We start from the raw sequence: 19686 nt of genomic DNA, 5'->3' as shown, positions 1-19686 counted from the left end.
CCACACCTTTTGCCCAACCTGCCCGATAATGATCAGCAAAGTGGGCTCGGATAGCGCAACACCTCATGGTTCTCTGGCGAAGCGGCAGGCCTCTTGCGCGACGAAGCATCAATAAGCCCTGGTTTTCAACGCTTCTTGATTGGAACGACCGCATATTGGGTACGGGTGACCGCTTCGCAGATCGAGGGCCCGCGTCAGAGGCGTCGTTCTTGGCTCCTCGCCACACGCAAGGTTGAACGCGTTTCGAATCTGTTGCGACACGAAATATAGGAATTTCGCTGAAAACCTGCACCCTGTGCATGTTACAAGATGCGCAGATAGCGCACCTGGACTATCTACGACCGTTTCCGCCGCGCAGAGGAGGGAACGAAGAACGAGAAAAGATAGAGACAATGAAAATCGTCCAACCCCCTCTACTACCGCTCTCGCCCGAGCTGATTGCAAAATTCGCAGCGGTCGTTGGCGACAAATATGCGGTGACGGACCAATCCGACATTGCGTCCTATCTCACAGAGGGGCGCAACCTAACCCACGGGTTCAAGCAGGTATCATCGTGAGGTCATGATCTCCCTCAAGCGGATGGACAAGGTTCGCGAGGTTGATCTCGCCTCAACCACCTTAACGCGCGATGCCGGCGTGCTGCTGCAGGCTGCGCAGCAGCAAGCCGAGGAAGCCCACCGGCTCATCCTGCTATCATTCGGCCCTGAGGATAGCTGCACCATTGGCGGCAATCTCGGCCGACGCCAGCGGCACCACGGCGCTCGCCTATGGTTGCACCCGAGATGGCGGGGGGCTGGAGGTCGTGCTAACAGATGGCTGGGTGCTCAACCTGCTGTCAAAGCTGAAGCAAGACAATTGCGGAGGGGACGCTTGGCATTATCGCTATGGCGACGCTCAAGCTGTTTTCGAAACCGCGGACGATCGAAACGGGCATCCTCGGGCCAGAAGCGGCGCTGAAGCTGCTGTCGATCGAGCGGAGCGAAGCCACAGGCGCGCTGACGAGCTTCGGTCTCTTGAGCTGGGTTGGGTTCAACTTCTCGATCCGCAACGGTGGCCGACGGGGCTAGCACGATGTCAACGCGGCGGTGTTTGCGGTCTTGCTCAAACTTGGCGACTCAAGGTCAGCCGAGTGCGGCATCGGAGTGCTCAAGCGCGACAAATTGCCTAAAGTGAAGGACAAATGGCAATCGATCTCAGGCGCTCCGTGAAAGCAATGCTGGATCCACTACGACGGACGCGGCAAGCACGCCGCCGCGAAGAGTAAGGCGGTCCGATCTACCGGTAGGCACGGTATCTGCATGCAAATTGGCCTATTCGAAACTCAACAGAAGAACCCATTTTTTCATGGAAGGAGTTGATCCAATGGCAATGCCGAAGAGTTCGCAACCGTTCCCCCGGTCTGAATATCTGCGGAGATTGACCGCCGTTAAGTCGGAGATGAAGCGACGGGAAACTGAAGTACTTTTGGTCACGACCCCAGCCAACATTACATACCTGTCGGGATACACATCAAAATCCGGATATATACCTCAAGGCTTGGTCATTTCATTAAAGGATCAAGAACCGACCTTCATTACGCGCCGTATGGACGAACCAGCGGCAATCCATCAGATGTTTATCGATCGCAGTCATGTGATTGGCTACCCAGAAGCCCTCATCGCCAATCCCGACCGGGACGGATACGACACAATATTCGATTTCATTTTGGACCAGGGTCTTGGCCGTAAAGGGATCGGTCTTGAAGCGAAGTTCTTGCCGCCCTTGACCGTTGAGAAGTTTAAGTCTCGAGCCGTCCAAGCGAAAATTGTCGATTGCACGAACGCCGTTACCTGGATCAGAGGCCTAAAATCTGACCTGGAAATTGCGATGATGCGCGAAGCCGCCGCTATTTCTGACGCCGGAATGCTTAGGGCGAAGGAAGTTATTCGGCCCGGCGTGCGCGAAGCCGATGCATCCGCGGAGATCATTGCGACGCTGGTGCGCGGCGCTAACGGTAAGCCAGGGACCGATACCGCAAGCTTTTTTCTGTGCGCTACGCCGCGCACATCTACGTGCCACATTCGATGGACCGAGGACGTTTTCCAACACGGTTCACAGATCAACCTCGAATTTAGTGGCGTGCGCCACGGCTATACATCCCCGCTGATGCGTACGATGTCGATTGGTAAGCCGTCTAAACATATACGGCAGCTTCATGAAGGAGAGGTCGCTGGTTTGGAAGCCGCACTTGCCGCCGCAAAGACCGGGGGGACCTGTAGCGATGTCGCATTGGCATTCAACACCACGCTGAGAAAGCATGGTTTTGAGAAAGAATCGCGGTGTGGCTACGCCGTTGGGATCGATTGGACAGAACCTACAGCCAGTCTAAAGGAAGGCGATATGACGGTCCTGAGGCCAAACATGACTTTTCACCTCATGCTTGGAAACTGGATCGATGAAGATATTGGCTATGTGATCAGCGAAACGTTTCGCGTTACCGATGCCGGCGGTGAATCATTCACGAAGTTGCCGCGCGAATTGTTCGAGATTTGATTTCGTGACGCATTTTCGCAATTGGTCAGGCAGGCACTACGATCCCGACACTGCAGGCTTTGCATTGAAGATGGCTTAAATTCAAATACGGGAACGGGCTAGCTGCTTTCGTGCCTCACGTTTTCGGTCTGTTGAAAAGGTAACGTCGCCACGGCTTCTGTGGAGGCATCAGCATGATTGACGCTCGACAGAAGCAAGCTTCCGAAAGATGCGGTGCACGGTCATGCAGACAATCCGGGTAGTGGCAGATCAAGAGATGGGGAACGTTCGAAATCTGATCGTCAAGCCGAGGAGGAGTTCTGAAACACCGTGAACGGGATCGTGGTTGAGGCCAGATTGGTTCAGATCAAGGACTGCCTGAGCCAAAGTCCTAGTTGGTCTGCTCAAAGTCTGGCTCGGCTTAGCTGATCACCGTTGGTGCTCTTTGTCTGAGGGCTGACTTACCCATACTGTCTGGAATCCTGCGCTAAGCGCGAAAGATCGCTAAAAAACTGCGCTGTTTCAGCTTATTTGTACGGGCTCAGACGACTTTTGTGATTAGAAAAGAATAAGAATATTGAATCTGGAGATTGCAAATGAAGGTCGGAGTTCCCAAGGAGATCAAGACGCACGAATATCGCGTGGGTCTGACGCCAGGAGCCGTCCGCGAGTACGTCGCCACCGGCCATAGCGTAGTGGTCGAGACTAATGCCGGTGCTGGCATTGGGGTGACGGACGAGAATTATCGCAAGGCTGGCGCAAAGATTCTGGATACCGCTCGCGAGGTATTTGCCTCGAGCGAGATGATCGTAAAGGTTAAGGAACCTCAGCCTTCCGAATGGATCCAACTGCGAGAAAATCAGATCCTGTTCACTTATCTGCATCTGGCGCCAGACCCGGAGCAGGCCAAGGGCCTCATCAAAGCCGGATGCACGGCAATCGCCTATGAAACGGTGACTGATGCCCATGGCGGCCTTCCGCTGCTCGCGCCTATGAGTGAGGTCGCCGGCAGGCTTTCGATCGAGGCAGCCGGTGCGGCCCTGAAGCGATATGCGGGCGGTCGCGGCCTGTTGATCGGTGGTGTGCCGGGTGTTCAGCCAGCTCGCATTATCGTGATCGGAGGCGGTGTTGTTGGTACGCACGCAGCAAGAATGGCGGTGGGCTTGGGGGCCGAGGTCACAATACTTGATCGTTCGATTCCTCGCCTTCGCGAGCTGGATGAACTGTTTGAAGGGCGGGTTCGTACCAGGTTATCGACGATAGACGCCATTGAGGAAGAGGTATTTGCGGCGGACGTCGTAGTCGGGGCCGTGCTCGTTCCCGGCGCAAGCGCGCCGAGGCTGGTCAGTCGCGGCATGTTGAACTCGATGCGCAAAGGCTCAGTTATCGTTGACGTTGCGATCGACCAAGGTGGATGCTTCGAGACATCGCGTCCGACGACACACGCTGATCCGACCTACGAAGTAGACGGCGTGATTCACTATTGTGTCGCCAACATGCCGGGAGCTGTCCCGCTCACCTCAAGCCAAGCTTTAAATAACGCAACGCTGCCTTTTGGTTTGGCCCTGGCCAATAAAGGATTTGCAGCTGTGCTTGAGAACCCGCATCTCCGGGCAGGCCTCAACGTCTATCGGGGCCGGCTCACTTATAAGGCCGTGGCGGAGAGTCTCGGTTTGCCATACTCACCGATCGAACAGGCTGCGGCCTGATCCTAGAGGCTCTCTAGGGGAGCGTTTCCTTTCTGATCCGGGGGCCACTCGCTTGGGGGTGATCCCTTCTTTCGAAACTGGTACAAGCGAAATTCCAAAAATCGGCATTTCGCTCGCCGCTTCGAATTGTTCTTGCTCGTTGGGCTGCGGAGTAACTTGAGTTTTTTGACAAGCTTGAACGTCGATGCGCCATTCAGTATCCAATGTCTGCCGCGTCGCGGCTAAAAGTTCCGCGCCTCTTCAAATGTCTGAACCTTCTGCTATCCGAATCTTCTCGGATCGGCCTCAAACTGTGGCTCAGGCCCAGCCTGAAATCCCAGTTCTTCATGGAAGAAGTAAAGTTTTTCGTTCCAGCACTTTGCATGTCATATCGAGCGTGCTTCGATCAGGTCGTTAGCAGCAGTGAAACGAAGCTGGCCAACTTTAGAGAGCTCTTCCACGACAATACGGGCGTAATCCTGTTCGTGCTGATTCCAGTACCGGTGGCGGCCTTTATGCGGCCTAACTTTATCGCGCGGAAAACTCTGATCCTTTTTTGTCGCCCGGCGCGTCACTAGAATTGCAAATCGGATCGCAGTTGAATAGGTGTCATTCGTGGAGTGAGAAAGAGTGCCGCCATCGCTCGCCTGAACGGCGTCGTAGCGTCTACGACGAATGCCCAGGTGCTCGAGCTATCGCGATCACCCCATTTATGTGGGCTGCCCCTTAAGTGAGTGACACGATAATTCCTGTGATAGGCATTCGATCTGCATGCCACTGGGCGGTCGTCGCCCGGTACTCCAACCCGCCGCTGCGGGTGGCTGCATTACGCCGCAGTTCACGGGAGATTGTCGAGGCAGCTCGCCCGAGGCGGCGTCCAATCTCCTGTATGGAATGGCGCTGTACCTTGAGAAGCGCAATCTCCTCGCGCTCCACCAATGACAGGTATCGCCCAGAGAGCGGCTTTGCCGAAGAGCTGAACATCGCTGGTGGCATGCCGCCCGCCTTTCGGAACCATCTGGTTCCGGCAGGTTGCGATACTCCGGCTTCAAGCGCAGCATCTTCGCTGCTCAGGCCCGTGGCTATCGCCCGCCAGAACCTATTCTGTTCATCGCGCCCTGCAGCAAACGGCCGCCCTGGCGATGGCAATGGCACTCGTCCTGACCGAGCCGATCGCCGCTTTCGAACGTTCATCGCAACCTCCAACCTCAGAGTGTTGCGACGACCGTTTGAATCCGCCTTGCTTGCCGTGGTCGGAGTGATGGATCAAGCTGCCGGGCGCCGGCTTTCGAGCGTTGAGGGCTTTCTCCAGCGGCGATGGCTAGCGAGGCATCGAGCGTGTTTTCAAAGCCCAGCCGACGGCTTTGCGAGAGAACGCATCGAGAATGACCGCGCGATAGGCGAACGCCTTGGCGAGATGGACATAGGTAAAAGTCTGCGACCCAGATTTGATCGGGGGCGGCGGACGGCACCAGGCCGCGCACCAGACTGGGGACGACGAGAACGTCCGCTGGTCGCTCCGCAGGAGGCTTCAGAAACGGCGCCCTACGCTGCGTGAGAAGACTGTCCTCGCGCATAAGCCTGAGGACTTTCTTGGCATTTACTAACATGCCTTGGCGCCGGAGGGTGCTATTACCCGTCGATAGCGGTAGAGAGGGATGCTTGAGGCAAATGCGCTGCAGCTGGTCGCGCAGCTTGCAGTCCGCCGTTTCACGACAGCGTCTGTTGACATGGCAGAGGCGTTGCACGTCGGCGTGGGAATCGGTTGCCTCCGATGTCACGGCTTGGATAACTTCGATGATGCAGATGCCGGGTCGGCCTTGCGCTGTCGACCGCTCCAATGCGCACAAGGCTTTCCTAAAAAAACGATGTCCATCTGCTGGCAGCCCACCAGCCGTTCGAGTTCGGCGATGCGGGCATTCGCGCGCGTGAGCGCAGAGCGCTGTCGTTATACGTGTGTAGAGGATGTGTACGCAGGCGAGGCAAGGGCTTTGTCTCGCCGGAGATCATGATCAGTGAGCGCCCTGCTGAAGCGGCCGATCGAGCGGTGCCGGGACATTGGGAGGGAGACCTTATCCTCGGTCTTGGCAGCTCGGCAATCGGGACGCTTGTCGAGCGCACGACGCGCTTCACAATGCTATTGCACCTTCCCCGATTGGCGGGGCATGGCGAAGCTCCGCGCGCGAAGAACGGGCCTGCGCTCGCGGGACACGGGGGCGAAGCCGTGCGCGACGCGATCACGCGCACCATCATCACCTTGCCCGAAGAACTCCGTCGTTCGCTGACCTGGGATCAGGGAGCCGAAATGGCTCAGCACGATCGTCTCAAGGTCGATGTGGTATCCAGGTTTACTTCTGCGACCCGCAAAGCCCTTGGCAGCGCGGCACTAACGAGAACACCAATGGGTTGCTGCGGCAGTACTTCCCGAAAGGTACAGACCTGAGCATCCACAGCGCCGACGAGATATCCGCCGTGGCAGCGGCCCTCAATGCCCGGCCGAGAAAGACACTGGGCTGGAAAACGCCGGCGGAGGCGCTTGACGAGCTACTGTCATGAGTGAAAACATTTAGTGTTGCGACGACCGTTTGAATCCGCCCATCGCCTATCGCCAACCGCTGACAGATTGCGACATCACCATCAGCATGAGCGGACCCGATCCCTTCGACAACGCCAAGGCCGAAAGCTTCATCAAGACGCTCAAGGCCGAAGAGGTCAACGGCAAAGCATTCACCGACCTCAATGACGCTCGTCGCCCCATCGACAGCTTTGTCGCAGACGTCTACAATTAGGAGTGCCTGCACTCGGCGCTCGGATATCAGTCGCCCCTCGAGTTTGAGCCTGCATTCTCGCGGAACAAATCGCGATAACGACCGTGGCAACCGCACTGTCACAGGAATTATCGTGTCTCACTTTAAGGACTGCAGTGCTATTCAAATTCGTGGACTTCCGGCACTACCTCGAGATGCGCCGATAGCAAATTCAGAAATTGCGTCCTAAGTAGTAGTGCCATTGCAGACGGCGGCAATTGATCCGTACCTTCATCAAACTGCACAACAACAACCCGAAGCCCTTCAAATGGACCAAGTCGCAGACGAGATCTTGCCTTCTGTCAAACGCTTCTGTCACAAAGCTCAGCAGACATTATGTGGCGAACTTTAGATTAACGTGACTAGGTTTTGCTGGCCGAAGTTTCATCAAGCATAGCATGTGCGAGAACGGCCGTAATCCGTCAAAGAGCGTGATCGGGCTTCTGGGTGCTGGCGACTAGTCCTCGTGCGGCATCTCTACTGGAATCGCAAAGCCCGCCTTCACCCGGTCCATCACGACCATTGTCTTGAACCCCTTAATGTCCGAGTTCTCATAGAAGAAACGTCGAGTGAACTGCTCGTAGTCTTCCATCGTGCGCGAGGTAATGTAAAGGACAAAGTCAGCATCGCCGGTGACGTAAAATCCATTCACGACCTCAGCAGAGGATTTGATTGCTTTCTTGAACTTGTCGATTATGTCTGAACGCTCGCGCTCGAGCGTCACTAGCACAAGCATTTGAATGGGGCGTCCTACCGCCTTCGCGGAAACGATAGAGACATCGGCCTCGATGATGCCTTCCGAGCGAAGCCTCTTCAGCCGTCGCTGGCACGCCGTAGCAGAAAGCCCAGCCAGTTCGCCGATCACCTCGGAAGTCAGACGGTTGTTCTTCTGCACGATCTCCAGAATGCGAGCGTCAGTCCGGTCGTAATGCATAATTCAACTCCAGGTGTATTTCGTCGCGAAATGGCTAAGCGATGCAGGAAACCATCCGAACGATAGCAAATGCGATGCAAATCTGTTCGCAACATTAGTATCCTGAATGCTGAACGGATTTCAACAAGCGACCGTGTGGGACTTTCAGATGGACTTTCAAACCCCTCGCTACCAAGAACAGCATTTGGTCGGTCTTGCTGCGAGGTACCTGCAGGGCTTGACTCGCCGCGATTTTGTGACGGGGGAGGCATTCATAGGTGGTTGCTGGGTTGCAAGCGAGCAGCAAGACGTTGTGATTGATCCTGCCAGTGGGGAAGAAATTGCACATGTTGCTCGTTGCGGTGCTGCGGAGATGAATCTGGCGATTGCCGCAGCTGAGCGATCTTTTCGTGCATGGCGAGAATTGTTGCCAGCGGGGCGGGGCGCAATTCTGAGGGGGTGGGCATCGTTGATGCTCGCCCATGCGGAAGAGCTTGCTGTCGTGGTGACGAGCGAGCAGGGCAAACCGCTCGCCGAGGCGCGACACGAGATTGCGTACGGTGCAGGATTTCTCGAGTGGTTTGCTGCGGAGGGGGAGCGTGCATACGGAGAGACCATCCCTAGCCATAAGGTTGGAAGTCTGCTTCAGGTGAGAATGCAGCCAATCGGTGTCGCGGCGGCAATTACTCCGTGGAACTTTCCTGTCGCCATGATCGCGCGAAAGGCTGGTGCCGCTCTTGCGGCCGGATGTCCGATCATTGTGAAGCCAGCTCCGGAGACGCCGCTCTCTGCTCTTGCTCTGGGAAGGTTGGCCGAGGAGGCCGGGGTCCCGCCGGGTGTATTTCAGGTGGTCGTCGGTGATCCGATCGAGCTTTCGGCGCCTCTGTTGCGCGACTCAAAAATACGGGCTCTTTCTTTCACGGGTTCGACCCAAGTCGGACGTCTGCTTCTGGAGGGGGCGGCCGAAACAGTAAAGAAGGTGTCGCTCGAACTTGGGGGGCATGCGCCCTTTCTCGTCTTTGACGACGTGGATGTTGATAAAGCCGTCAAGGGGGTAATGGCCGCAAAATTTGCTACGTCGGGACAAGATTGCTTGGCGGCCAACCGAATCTACGTACAAAGGGGCATCTATGGTGCCTTCGTCGAAGCATTTGCTGCAGCAGTGGCCCGACTAAAGGTTGGCCACGGCCTGAAACCTGAAACGGATATTGGGCCAATGACGAAGTTGTCGGTGGCCAACAAATGCAGGGCCCAAATCGATGATGCGCGAACAAAAGGCGCGCAGGCCTTTTCCGCAGGACAGGAACACGGCCTCGGGCGGAACTTCATCCTTCCAACCCTGATAAGTGATGTCACGGATGACATGCTCATCGCCCGTGAGGAAACGTTTGGACCGGTGGCTGCGGTCTTGCCGTTCGATTCTGAAGAAGAGGTCGTCGCTCGCGCTAATGCAAGTGAAATGGGGCTGGCTGGGTACATTTACACGGACAGCCTGCGCCGAGCGCTCCGACTTTCTGAGCAAATCGAGTGCGGAATGATCGGTGTCAATACGGCGTCATTCACGGGCGCGCCTGTTCCGTTTGGTGGATGGAAGCAATCCGGACTTGGTCGCGAGGGGTCGCGGTACGGTTTGGCCGAATATATGGAATTGAAATACGTTTGCTTCGGCGATCTGGGGGTTTAGGTGAAACATATGAACGATATTAAGACAATCGCTGAACGGGATCGCTCGAGCGTTCTGCATCCTTTCACCCAACTCAAAGACTTTGCCACTGGTAAGATTGGTGATCCAACGATCGTCACTGGAGGAAAAGGTATCCGCATCGATGACGCGCAGGGACGTAGTTACATCGACGGCTTCGCTGGTCTCTATTGTGTAAATATTGGATATGGTCGGACAGAAGTGGCTGAGGCCATCGCGCGGCAGGCGTACCAGCTTGCATATTATCATACGTATGCAGCGCACACGACCGAAGAGCTGGCCACACTGTCGGGTCGTCTCGTGCGCATGGCGCCGGGTAAGCCGAGCAAAGTGTTCTTTGGGTTGTCCGGATCAGACGCGAACGAAACTCAAGCGAAGCTCGTTTGGTATTACAATAACCTGCGCGGTCAACCTAAAAAGAAGAAGATTATCTCACGTGAGCGCGGTTATCATGGCTGCTCGGTAGTTGCCGGTTCGATGACCGGTATGTCCTTCTATCATGATTACATGGACCTTCCTTTTCCGGGCATTTTACACACAGGTACGCCCCACCACTATTGGGGCGCTGAACCAGGCGAGACGGAAGAGTCCTTCTCCCGCCGGCGTGCAGCCGAACTTGACGAGCTGATCGTGCGAGAAGGGCCAGAAACCATCGGTGCTTTTATTGCTGAGCCAGTTCTGGGTACGGGTGGTATCACACCGCCTCCGTCCGGCTACTGGCGCGAAGTGCAAGCTGTACTCAGGCGCTACGACGTTCTTCTGATCGCCGACGAGGTGATTTGTGGATTCGGTCGGACCGGCGCTGACTTCGGTAGCACGATATATGGCATCGAGCCCGACTTGGTGACAGTCGCCAAAGGTTTGACCTCCGGTTACGTGCCGCTCTCGGCAGCAATCGTTGGTGAGAGAGTTTACGCGGTTATGGAGGAGGCCGCCGATCGTGTGGGAGCATTTTCGCATGGGTACACCTATTCCGGTCACCCGATTGCAGCAGCTGCTGCTAATGCGGTTCTGGATATTGTCGAAAAGGAGCGGCTAAGCGACCGCGCCAGGATCGTTGGTTCGCATTTCCTGAAACGGCTGAAGGAGAGGTTTGCACAGCTTGAGATCGTCGGCGAAGTTAGAGGCGTCGGCTTGCTCTGTGCCGTGGAGTTCGTTGCCGATCGCCAGGCGAAACGACGGTTTGATCCGCAGCTCAAGATCGGCGCTCGCATCTCGAAGGCTGCTCGCGATCGGGGGCTTATTGTGCGAGCAATGCCGCACGGTGATATCCTTGGTTTTGCGCCGCCGCTCATTGTATCCGAAAGTGAGGTAGACGAGATCGTTGAGCTGGCGTATCGAGCGACTAAACAGGTGATGGACGAGCTTGCGAAAGAATCGGCAATCACGTAAATTCCATTCGATCCCGCTGTGGTGGACGAGCATCTTCGTTAGCCGGAGCATGGCAATGGTGTGCTGTCGGCGTCGATGTTTGATCCGAAGAATCCTACGGTCCATCTCGATGCTATTCAGGATGACCGGAGAAGGCTCTCTTCGGCAACGCGACTTGCAGCCCGAGGCCATGCGCGAAGCGATGGCCATGACCGATCTGGCTGCCCAGACCTTTCGCGTTCGCTGCGGGACGGCATCATCGAGGCGGAAGTGGCCGCGGTGATCGAGGTGGAAGCGAAGAAGGCTGAAGTATCTCATCCGGCTATCCGCCCAAGGCGATCGCCTGCAGACTTGTGATTCGACGGCCGAAAGACGGAAAGTAATGGCTCGAGCAAAATGAGTAGGCTGGCGCGTTCAGATTCGAATCCAACTTCGCCAACGACGTTTGCCCCGCTCAGAAATCGAACGTTTCGTTCGATCTGGCTGGCCACGCAAGTTTCGAATCTCGCTACTCTGATGCAGACTGTTGCCATCGCTTGGCTCATGGCGACGATTGCGACTAACGATCTTATGGTCGCATTGGTTCAGGCTTCATCGGCGCTGCCGGGGTTCATTTTATCTGCCTTTGTCGGGGCCATTGCTGACAACTTCAACCGCCGCAGAGTCATGATCGCCGCTCAGTGTCTCATGGCCGTAGCATCGGCGATCTTCACCGCTCTGGTAGCGCTGGGCCTTGTTGATCCGTGGAGCATCCTTGGCTTCAGTTTTTTGCTCGGATGCAGCACCGCTCTCAACAATCCCGCTCGGCAAGCGTCAATTGGCGACATTGTAGACAGACGCGACCTCCCGGCTGCCGTGATGCTCCACAGCGTGGGGTTCAATACTGCCCGCAGCGTGGGACCGGCGCTCGGGGGCATCATCCTTGCCTCCTTTGGACCTCTGACGGCTGTTGCTCTGAACACGCTTAGCTATGTGGCGCCGTTATGCGCCATATGGCGCTGCAAGTGGAAGGTTCCCTCGTCGCCTTTCCCGCCCGAGCCGATGACCATGGCGATCTATGACGGGATGCGCTTCACGGTGATGTCTTCCGATATCAAGGCAGCTGTCGCGCGTGGATTCCTGTTTGGCTTCGCTGGCATCTCTCTACTCGCGCTGCTCCCTCTAGTTGTTCGCGACCAATTGACGAGAGGGCCGATCGCATATGGCATTCTGATGGCTGGCTTCGGGACCGGCGCTTTCTTCGGGGGCATATCGACCGGCCACTTCAGACGGATCATGTCGCAAGAACAATTAATAGTACTCGCGTGCCTGGCCTGCGCGGCATGCTCCATTTGCCTCGCTTTGAGGCCTCCACTCGCAATAGCGGCGACCGCCATGGGGCTAGGTGGTGCGGGTTGGGTCATCGCCTGGTCTGGACTCGATGTCTGTGTGCAATTGGCGAGCCCGCGGTGGATCGTAGGTCGCATCCTCTCGATTCATTACGCGTTAACGTACGGCGGTATCGCTGCCGGCAGTTGGATGTGGGGCGTGATGGTCCAGAACTACTCCCTAAGTTGGGCACAGGCGTGCTCCGCTGGAGCTCTGTTGCTGGTTGCTGCTGCCGGCTTCCTGTTGCCTGTCCGTGACTCCCGAAATCCAAACCTCGATCCGTTGGAGGAGTCCCCCCCTGCAGTTGCGCTTGCTCTGAAACCGCGAAGCGGTCCCATCGTCGTCAACATTGAATATTTAATATCAGAGAGTAATGTTGACAATTTCCTGGGCCTCATGCGGGAACGCAGGCGCATGCGGAGTCGTGTCGGCGCTCGCTATTGGGCCTTGCTACGTGATCTTCAAATCTCTTCGCAATGGACGGAGACATTCCGCACACCGACCTGGACAGATTATCTCCGTCTAAATCATCGCCTCACCACCGCGGACAAGCAGTTGGACGAGCGACTCCTCGAATTGCACACAGGACCGCATCCACCTCAAACGAGACTTTCGATCGAGCGCCCCATAGGTCCAGTTCGCAACCCTGTTCAGTCCACACCTTTTCTCTCCCATCATTGATCTCTGCACCAGCTCGCCAAATTCGCGTCGCCCCGGGGAGCCGAAGACACAGACAAGGAGGCACCGGCTGTTACCAGTGCCGCTCCCCAATCAGAACTTCGCTGTCCGCCTCCCCGGCACCATTGCCGAGCACAAGATCACCGAATGCGGCCGCCGATCGGGCGCCATCACGTCGGGGCGCGACTGCTCGCCGGAAAGACGTTCGGCAACTTCGGATTCGAGGCCGTGCCGTTATCTCCAAGGTGTAGGTGAAGGCACTCGCCGCCAGCGACGGCTGGCCGAGCAACGGCGCCAAGCTTTGGTCCGTCCGGCAGCGACGAGAGACACCTAGCGGCAGCCATCAGGCCTGGTCGCCAATGAAAACAGACCGCGCGTCCTCTTCACCCGGACCAACGATGCGGTCCGGCTGTCGATCCATCCTGCGCTACCGTCAGGAAATTGGAGCGGCTGCTTGCTGACTCATTATCTTTCGGCCCGCTTATTCGTTAGCTTTTTCCAGCCCTCGTGCAAATTGATACGAAGGGAGCACGAGGGACCTGCGGCGCCACCGATTGAATAGCTTGTGTCGAGCTTGCGAATAGAGTGGAAAGAAGGAGCGGGATGCTGACCGCAGCCCAGCTGCAAAGCCGAAGAGAGCGATTTCCCGATCCGCTCGTCAAAGCCTCGCCGCAGTTGGGCGAATTGGTTCGAGGTCTAGCCGTGGCGCGCCAGCAGCGAGCTCCTGTCCAAGATTCGCCGAGTAAAGTTCTCCGAACTCATCAACGTCGTCCAAAACTGTGGATTAGCGAGCAAGCAAGCGCACTGCTATTTTGGGCTCAGGCCACAAGAGCGTGTGCTCGTCACATCACTGGAAAGAAAGCCCACCACTGCTCGACGGAGGAATGGTCTAGGAGGTGAGCCCGATAATTGACCGTGCTCACGGCTGGTGCGACCATCGTGCATTCGGCCGAGCGCAGCGTGCGCCATGACCTATTCCCATCGGGCCCTTCTTTCTGCTCGCGACTTGAAAGAGTACAAATTCATTCTGGTGCGACGAATTTGTGCGATTTTTAGCCAATTTTCGCAGGCTTTGAGCGCGAGCTGCTTCTATCATTGGAGTCTAGGGAAGGGGACTTATTTATGAATGTGAAAGTGGATGTCTCATCCGACATCAATAATGCCGGGAACGGCATGCCAAAATCGTACAAATAAACCCAGATGCTCTGGTTGCTCCGCCTTCCTTGGCCGCGGACCGCGCGAGTCTAAGCGCGTGGTCCAGCCATAACAAGCCCTTGATCCCATCGCGTCGCGGCAGTGATTAACAAAAACGTTAAATCCTAGGGGAGGAACACTATGAAATCTTTCGGAAGTGTCTCACGCCGCTCCGTTTTGAGGGGTGGAGCAGGTATGCTTGCTGCGCCGTTGCTGGCTAGAATGTCTTATGCGGCAGGATCGATAACCATGGCCGCGCCTTTAGGCTCGTTCGGTGATGCTATCAGAAAAAAGCTGGCTGACCCGTTCACCAAAGAGACAGGAATAGTGGTCAACATTGTTCCCGGATCTGCAGATTTGGCGAAGGTAAAAGCTCAACTGACCACAGGAAATGTTGAGCTGGATATTTTTACCGGAACGCCGGCAGATGCTGCGTATGGCTCGAAGCATGGCTACTGGGAGCAACTGGACCTTTCGGTATTTGACGCTAACGACCTATCGGTCCAACCAAAAAAAGACGTGGTAGCGTATGAGATCTACACGTCTGGCATCGCATGGGATCCGGAAAAATACTCGGCTGGAAAGCACCCCGAAATCTTCCGAGACATGTTTGACCCAAATAAGTTCCCAGGTCGCCGCGCGTTTCGCAATACCGCTGACGGCACGATGGAGGCCGCACTGCTGGCAGATGGCGTCGATCCAAAAGACATGTATCCCCTTGATGTGGAGCGAGCATTCAAGGTTCTCGATCGCATCAAGTCTAGCGTTTCAGCTTGGACGACGACGAGCCCCCAAACCGTGTCGCTGCTGCAAACGGGGGAAGTCGACTTCAGCTACACCTTCGCCGGGCGGGTCTTGCCGACCAACCGGCCAGGTGGCGGCAAACCGTTGGCATTCTCCTTCAAGCAGAACATATTTTTCGCCGACCCACTGATGATCGTGAAAGGGGCGCCGAACAAGGAAAGCGCCATGAAGTTTTTGAGTTTTATCCTTCGCCCGGAAGCTCAGGCAGGCTTCGCTGAGGCCACGGGTACGGCGCCAATCTCCAACAAGGCCATGTCGGCGATGTCTCCGGAAAGCCGCAAATGGTTGCCGGACCTTAACACGCCGGGCAGCCTCTTCTTCGACCCGGCCTACTGGACTGATGCGTACGAAACAGTTCAGTCGCGATTCAAGGAATGGATTCTGAGTTAAGTCAGCGCCTTTTTGAGTGGACGGCCTTCAAGAGGCCCTTCCACTCACTACGCAAGCAGGCTGTACGGACCAATACGACTATGAAGCTGATCACAAGCACGAGCGCCCAGGCTCTATTCATGTCACCCGCCGTGGTGCTCGCGACTGGAATTGTCCTACCGCCGCTCCTCTATGTCGGCTATACCAGCTTGAACGGGGAGGCGTTCTCGTTGGCCGCTTACAGAGCGGTACTTCAAAGCTCGCTATTCAGGCAGACGCTCACTACGACCCTTGTGATCGCAGCCTTGTCATCTTTCTTCGCCTTGCTGCTGGGGTTTGTGGCTGCCTTGCACCTAGCGCGTCAACAACCCCGCCGCAGAGCGATCCTGACTCTGCTTGTCCTCCTCCCCTTCTGGACCAGCGTACTAGTCAAATGCTTCGCATTCACAATCATACTAGGCCGCGACGGGATGATCAACAGCTTCCTGAGTTGGATTCTTGGCACGCCGATCCACTTGCCTCTTATGCTAAATTTGGTCGGCCTTCTTGTCGGCATGACAAATTTCCTGACGCCATTTATCGTGTTGCCCATCCTTGCAAGCTTGCTATCGATTGACAGCTCCATCTACCGGGCAGCCAATATTATGGGTGCAACCCCAGCGCGTATCTTCTTGACTGTGACCCTGCCCATGAGCTGGTCGGGAATCTTCGTAGGTCTGCTTAGTGTGTTCGTGATGTCGCTCGGTGCTTTTGTTGTGCCGGCGCAGCTCGGCGGCCCCAAGCATCAGATGCTCTCAAATCTGGTTGATTTCTATAACCGCCAAATTCTGGACTGGCCCAAGGCTGCCGCTATCAGTGTCATTTTGCTGGTTCTGGTTGCCACCTTTGCAATTCCTTTGGCGCTCTGGCGCCGGCCTAAAATTTAGGAGCACGCATGACGATAACGATCAAAGATCCGCTCCTTCAACGCTACCAGGCGATAGGCGCGAGTCTGGCAACTATGGTTTACTTTGTGATCATGGCACCTATTGTGGTCATCATTCCGATGGCCTTTGGGTCCGTGACTGCACTCACCTTTCCGCCGGAGAGTTATTCGCTCGAACTTTTCAAGATTTTCTTCACCTCGCCGAGCTGGCAGAATCCTCTCATCGAGAGCGTCAAAGTGGCAATAGCCTCGATGGCGGTGGCTATGCTGGCCGGGGTTCCTGCTGGTTACTGGATCATCCGCCATGAATTCGTTGGCAAATGGCTTATCACCGGCATCATCATGAGCCCTCTCATTATACCAGCGATCGTATCGGCGCTTGGTCTGTATCTGTATTTCTCATATTTCAGGATTGCGTCGACCACCTACGCGCTCGTGCTCGGACACGTGATGTATACGCTCCCATACGTCATCCTCATGATCGGAGCGGGAGTGCAAAAGCTCGATCGAAATCTCGAGTTTGGTGCGGAACTCATGGGCGCAGGCCCCGTCCGGATGTTTTTCGCGGTGGTCCTGCCGCAACTTGTGCCGTCGCTTGTTGCGTCCGCCCTGTTCGCCTTCTTGCTGTCTTTCGATGAAGTCGTCATCGCCTGGTTCTTGGCCGGCGGGACTGATCACATGACACTGCCAGTCAGAATGTACAGTGCCATCGAGTACGAAGTCTCGCCGGTATTGGCCGCCGTATCGACACTTCTAACCCTTCTGTCATTGCTGATTAGCATCGTTGCAATCTCACTCCAAAAGTTCACGCCAAATGATGGTGGCTAAAGTTCGCCGAACTCACCGGCTTCGCCAGATACAATGAAACAGTTTTGAATTGGAAAGACGACGCGGTTGAACACGTTGATTAACGATAGCCTTATGCCGAATAAAAAGTATCCACCTGCCGATCTTTCTTTGTCGGTTACAAGCGACAAACGCGAACGGCTACGGCGGGACAGCAACCCAACCGGTGCGGGGCCCCTTGCCATTGAGTTAAGGGGCCTTTCAATGAAGTTTGGCCCGATAACGGCTCTACACTCTACGGATCTCGGCATTCGGAAGGGCGAATTCATGACCTTGCTCGGTCCCTCGGGGTCGGGCAAGACCACGCTTCTCAACCTGATCGCCGGAGCGTTTGCGGCGTCATCCGGCACCATCCTGCTGGATGGTCGTGACATAACTCTGCTCCCTGCTCGGAGGAGGGGGGTCGGCATGGTTTTCCAAAATTACGCTCTGATGCCGCACATGTCGGTATTCGACAACGTTGCCTATCCACTTCGCGTGCGCCGTGAATCCGCAGCAATCATCCAGGCCAAGGTAACCGAAGCCCTCGAGCGTGTCGGATTGCGGGGCTTTGAAAAACGTAAGCCTCGGCAGCTGTCCGGCGGTCAACAGCAACGTGTCGGGATAGCCCGATGCATCGTGTACTCGCCGGCGATCATTATGATGGACGAGCCGCTTGGAGCCTTGGACAAAAATCTGCGCGAACAGATGCAGGGCGAGATTAAGCGCCTCCACAAAGACATTGGCACGACCTTTATCTACGTAACTCATGATCAGGAGGAAGCGCTGAATATGTCCGATCGCATCTGCCTGATGAGCGGCGGCGAAATCGCGCAACTGGGCACGCCCGACGAACTCTATTTCAAACCCAAGAATCGCTTTGTGGCGGAATTTATTGGAGAATCCAACTTAATCTGTGGTCAGTATCGCCAGAGCGGGATCAGGACAAATGGTGGTGAATCAATCGCCACACCGGCTGTGATCGGGCGTGAAGGAGCTGACGTTGTGTTTATGATTCGACCCGAAAAGGTCACCATCGGCGAACGCGGCCAATCCAACCCCGATGTCGCTAACAGCCTGGACGGTGTAATCACTGCCACTTCCTTCGTTGGTGGATTGACGCGCGTGGCCGTCGCCACTCCGAGTGGCCTCACGATAACGGCCAAGATGATGTCTGTGCGCGCTCAGGCACGGTTCGCAGCGGGAGCACCGGTTCGAGTTTCCTGGTCAGTCGACGATATGGTCGCGCTGGAGGAGTAGTGAAGCTCGCCTGTCTAGCATACCTCACTCCTCCCGAGAGCTATCGGAGACAACTCCGACCAGCCTTAGCATTTTTCGCTGCGCGGGCGCAGACCGCCAGTATCAAACCCCCGGCACGGCCGCGGCGTTGTTGACGCGCTCCATGGCGCGTCATTGAGCGACCGACAAAGTCGAAAGTGTTCCGCCACCGCACCAATATCAGACTGGGTATCAAATGGACTCTCAGTGTCAAACATTGGCCTAGAACTTGGCGCGCGGCGCCGAAGTCGAGAATGACATTCCGCTTCCCGCCGATCTGGTTCGGGAGAAGGCATGATCAAAACCTGAAGCCTCGCTCGCTATCTGTCGGCTTGACCGTATTCGCCCCAGTGACGCGCAGATTGCGGAGGCTTCCGCGGGATCGCGAAGCCTAGATGCCTGTGATGGTGGGTTGCGGAGCTCTTTCGACCGACGCCCCGCGAGACCGCGGGACTTGCTGCTCTTACAACGAATATGGGGAATGGCGCCGTCAGCGATTTCCATCCTTCGTCTTGCGAGTACTGGGGTCGCCAGTGGAGCCGACGATAGCTGACGTCACTTCAGCCAAGAACCCAGATTCATACAGATCGAGATCGACTCTTTGAAACGGTGAGAGCCCTTGATTGAGAGGGGAATAAGCCCGATGAGGCCGGAGCACGTTCCTTCCGAGTTTCAAAAAAAGCGCTCACGTCGGAAATGATCGTTGTGGCCGATGCGAGCGTTTCGTCAATAGGGGGCAGTTGCGCGCGAAGCAGACCGGCTCGCCTTTCCTGACTCGACGGGAGTCTTGCCGCCTTTCAGCTAGTGTCCCGAGTCACAAGTTCGCAATCGTAGATTCGCAGTAGATTCGTGTTGCTGTGCCAAGGATGGAGGCAAACAGCGACGGAGTCTCCAATGGCGGTCCGGCAACTTGCCCCCCTGATACTGAGCGATGATGAGCGTGCCGAACTAACATCGCTGACGATGCGGCGGAAGACGGTAAGCGCTTAGCCGCAACCCTATTGAGGCTGGCTTGACGTTTTGCGGAATCGCCACGGCATGAGGTCTTCGATGCGGCTATGGGGATGGCCGTCGATGATCGTCTCGAGTGTTTCGGCGATGTAGGCGGCCGGGTTGATGTCGTTCTTGCAGGTGGCGACGATCGACGCGAGCAGGGCCCAGTTTTCCGCGCCGACTTCCGGGCCGGGGCCATAGTGCCGGGTTTCTGACATTCGAAGCCGTGATCACCTATCCGTTCCACCCGCTGGCTGGCC

General features: G+C 56.2%; 15 protein-coding genes and 3 pseudogenes. 15 read left to right on the top strand and 3 right to left on the bottom strand.

Annotated elements, in window-relative coordinates:
• Positions 1-392 precede the first annotated feature (392 nt).
• The 5 genes from SO180_RS31595 (at position 393) to ald (ending at position 4220) form a co-directional block, all read left to right on the top strand.
• The gene (locus tag SO180_RS31595) at positions 393-557 is read left to right on the top strand and encodes a hypothetical protein (RefSeq protein ID WP_449382734.1); all 165 of its coding nucleotides are present in this window, start codon (positions 393-395) and stop codon (positions 555-557) included.
• 4 nt (positions 558-561) lie between these two features.
• Entirely contained in the window at positions 562-957 is a 396-nt protein-coding gene (locus SO180_RS31590) for an FAD-binding protein (RefSeq protein WP_449382733.1), read from the top strand.
• Positions 885-1067, top strand: a complete 183-nt coding sequence (locus SO180_RS31585; RefSeq protein ID WP_449382758.1) for a hypothetical protein — start codon at positions 885-887, stop codon at positions 1065-1067. The genes SO180_RS31590 and SO180_RS31585 overlap by 73 nt, the downstream gene beginning before the upstream one ends.
• A 295-nt stretch (positions 1068-1362) precedes the next feature.
• On the top strand, positions 1363-2532 hold the full coding sequence (locus SO180_RS31580; protein WP_449382732.1) for a M24 family metallopeptidase: 1170 nt from the start codon (positions 1363-1365) through the stop codon (positions 2530-2532).
• 575 nt (positions 2533-3107) lie between these two features.
• Positions 3108-4220: an alanine dehydrogenase gene (ald, locus tag SO180_RS31575; RefSeq protein ID WP_449382731.1), complete on the top strand. Its 1113-nt coding sequence runs from the start codon at positions 3108-3110 to the stop codon at positions 4218-4220.
• Between the two features lie 741 nt (positions 4221-4961).
• Here the strand turns inward: ald and SO180_RS31570 are convergent.
• Positions 4962-5393: pseudogene (locus tag SO180_RS31570) on the bottom strand (helix-turn-helix domain-containing protein); the annotation flags it as partial.
• A gap of 778 nt (positions 5394-6171) precedes the next feature.
• On the opposite strand from SO180_RS31570, the pseudogene SO180_RS31565 reads away from it, so the two are divergent.
• The 3 genes and pseudogenes from SO180_RS31565 to SO180_RS31555 all read left to right on the top strand — a co-directional run.
• Positions 6172-6755, top strand: a pseudogene (locus tag SO180_RS31565) (IS30 family transposase); the annotation flags it as partial.
• 29 nt (positions 6756-6784) lie between these two features.
• Positions 6785-6988: an integrase core domain-containing protein gene (locus tag SO180_RS31560; RefSeq protein ID WP_449382730.1), complete on the top strand. Its 204-nt coding sequence runs from the start codon at positions 6785-6787 to the stop codon at positions 6986-6988.
• A 218-nt stretch (positions 6989-7206) separates the two neighbouring features.
• Positions 7207-7358 (top strand): annotated as a pseudogene (locus SO180_RS31555) (IS630 family transposase); the annotation flags it as partial.
• Positions 7359-7463: 105 nt separating this feature from the next.
• Here SO180_RS31555 and SO180_RS31550 read toward each other — a convergent pair.
• Positions 7464-7940, bottom strand: coding sequence for an Lrp/AsnC family transcriptional regulator (locus SO180_RS31550; RefSeq protein ID WP_449382729.1), 477 nt, complete (start codon positions 7938-7940; stop codon positions 7464-7466).
• 184 nt (positions 7941-8124) lie between these two features.
• Here SO180_RS31550 and SO180_RS31545 point away from each other — a divergent pair, with 184 nt between their 5' ends.
• The 7 genes from SO180_RS31545 to SO180_RS31515 all read left to right on the top strand — a co-directional run bounded on the left by SO180_RS31545 (position 8125) and on the right by SO180_RS31515 (position 18415).
• Complete coding sequence (locus SO180_RS31545; RefSeq protein ID WP_449382754.1) at positions 8125-9603, top strand: NAD-dependent succinate-semialdehyde dehydrogenase; 1479 nt, start codon at positions 8125-8127, stop codon at positions 9601-9603.
• Positions 9604-9612: 9 nt separating this feature from the next.
• Positions 9613-11013, top strand: a complete 1401-nt coding sequence (locus SO180_RS31540; protein ID WP_449382728.1) for an aminotransferase — start codon at positions 9613-9615, stop codon at positions 11011-11013.
• Between the two features lie 375 nt (positions 11014-11388).
• Positions 11389-13041 carry an MFS transporter gene (locus tag SO180_RS31535; protein WP_449382727.1) on the top strand — a complete coding sequence of 551 codons (1653 nt, stop codon included), beginning with the start codon at positions 11389-11391 and terminating at the stop codon, positions 13039-13041.
• Between the two features lie 1386 nt (positions 13042-14427).
• Positions 14428-15426 carry an ABC transporter substrate-binding protein gene (locus SO180_RS31530; RefSeq protein WP_449382726.1) on the top strand — a complete coding sequence of 333 codons (999 nt, stop codon included), beginning with the start codon at positions 14428-14430 and terminating at the stop codon, positions 15424-15426.
• An 80-nt stretch (positions 15427-15506) separates the two neighbouring features.
• Complete coding sequence (locus SO180_RS31525) at positions 15507-16331, top strand: ABC transporter permease (protein WP_449382725.1); 825 nt, start codon at positions 15507-15509, stop codon at positions 16329-16331.
• An 8-nt stretch (positions 16332-16339) separates the two neighbouring features.
• Positions 16340-17158: an ABC transporter permease gene (locus SO180_RS31520; protein WP_449382724.1), complete on the top strand. Its 819-nt coding sequence runs from the start codon at positions 16340-16342 to the stop codon at positions 17156-17158.
• 66 nt (positions 17159-17224) lie between these two features.
• Entirely contained in the window at positions 17225-18415 is a 1191-nt protein-coding gene (locus tag SO180_RS31515; protein WP_449382723.1) for an ABC transporter ATP-binding protein, read from the top strand.
• A 1016-nt stretch (positions 18416-19431) separates the two neighbouring features.
• On the opposite strand, the gene SO180_RS31510 is transcribed toward SO180_RS31515, so the two are convergent.
• Positions 19432-19644, bottom strand: a complete 213-nt coding sequence (locus SO180_RS31510) for a transposase domain-containing protein (protein ID WP_449382722.1) — start codon at positions 19642-19644, stop codon at positions 19432-19434.
• Positions 19645-19686 lie beyond the last annotated feature (42 nt).

Source organism: Bradyrhizobium sp. UFLA05-112 (assembly GCF_053572325.1).
This window is presented reverse-complemented; position numbering and strand designations above follow the sequence as displayed.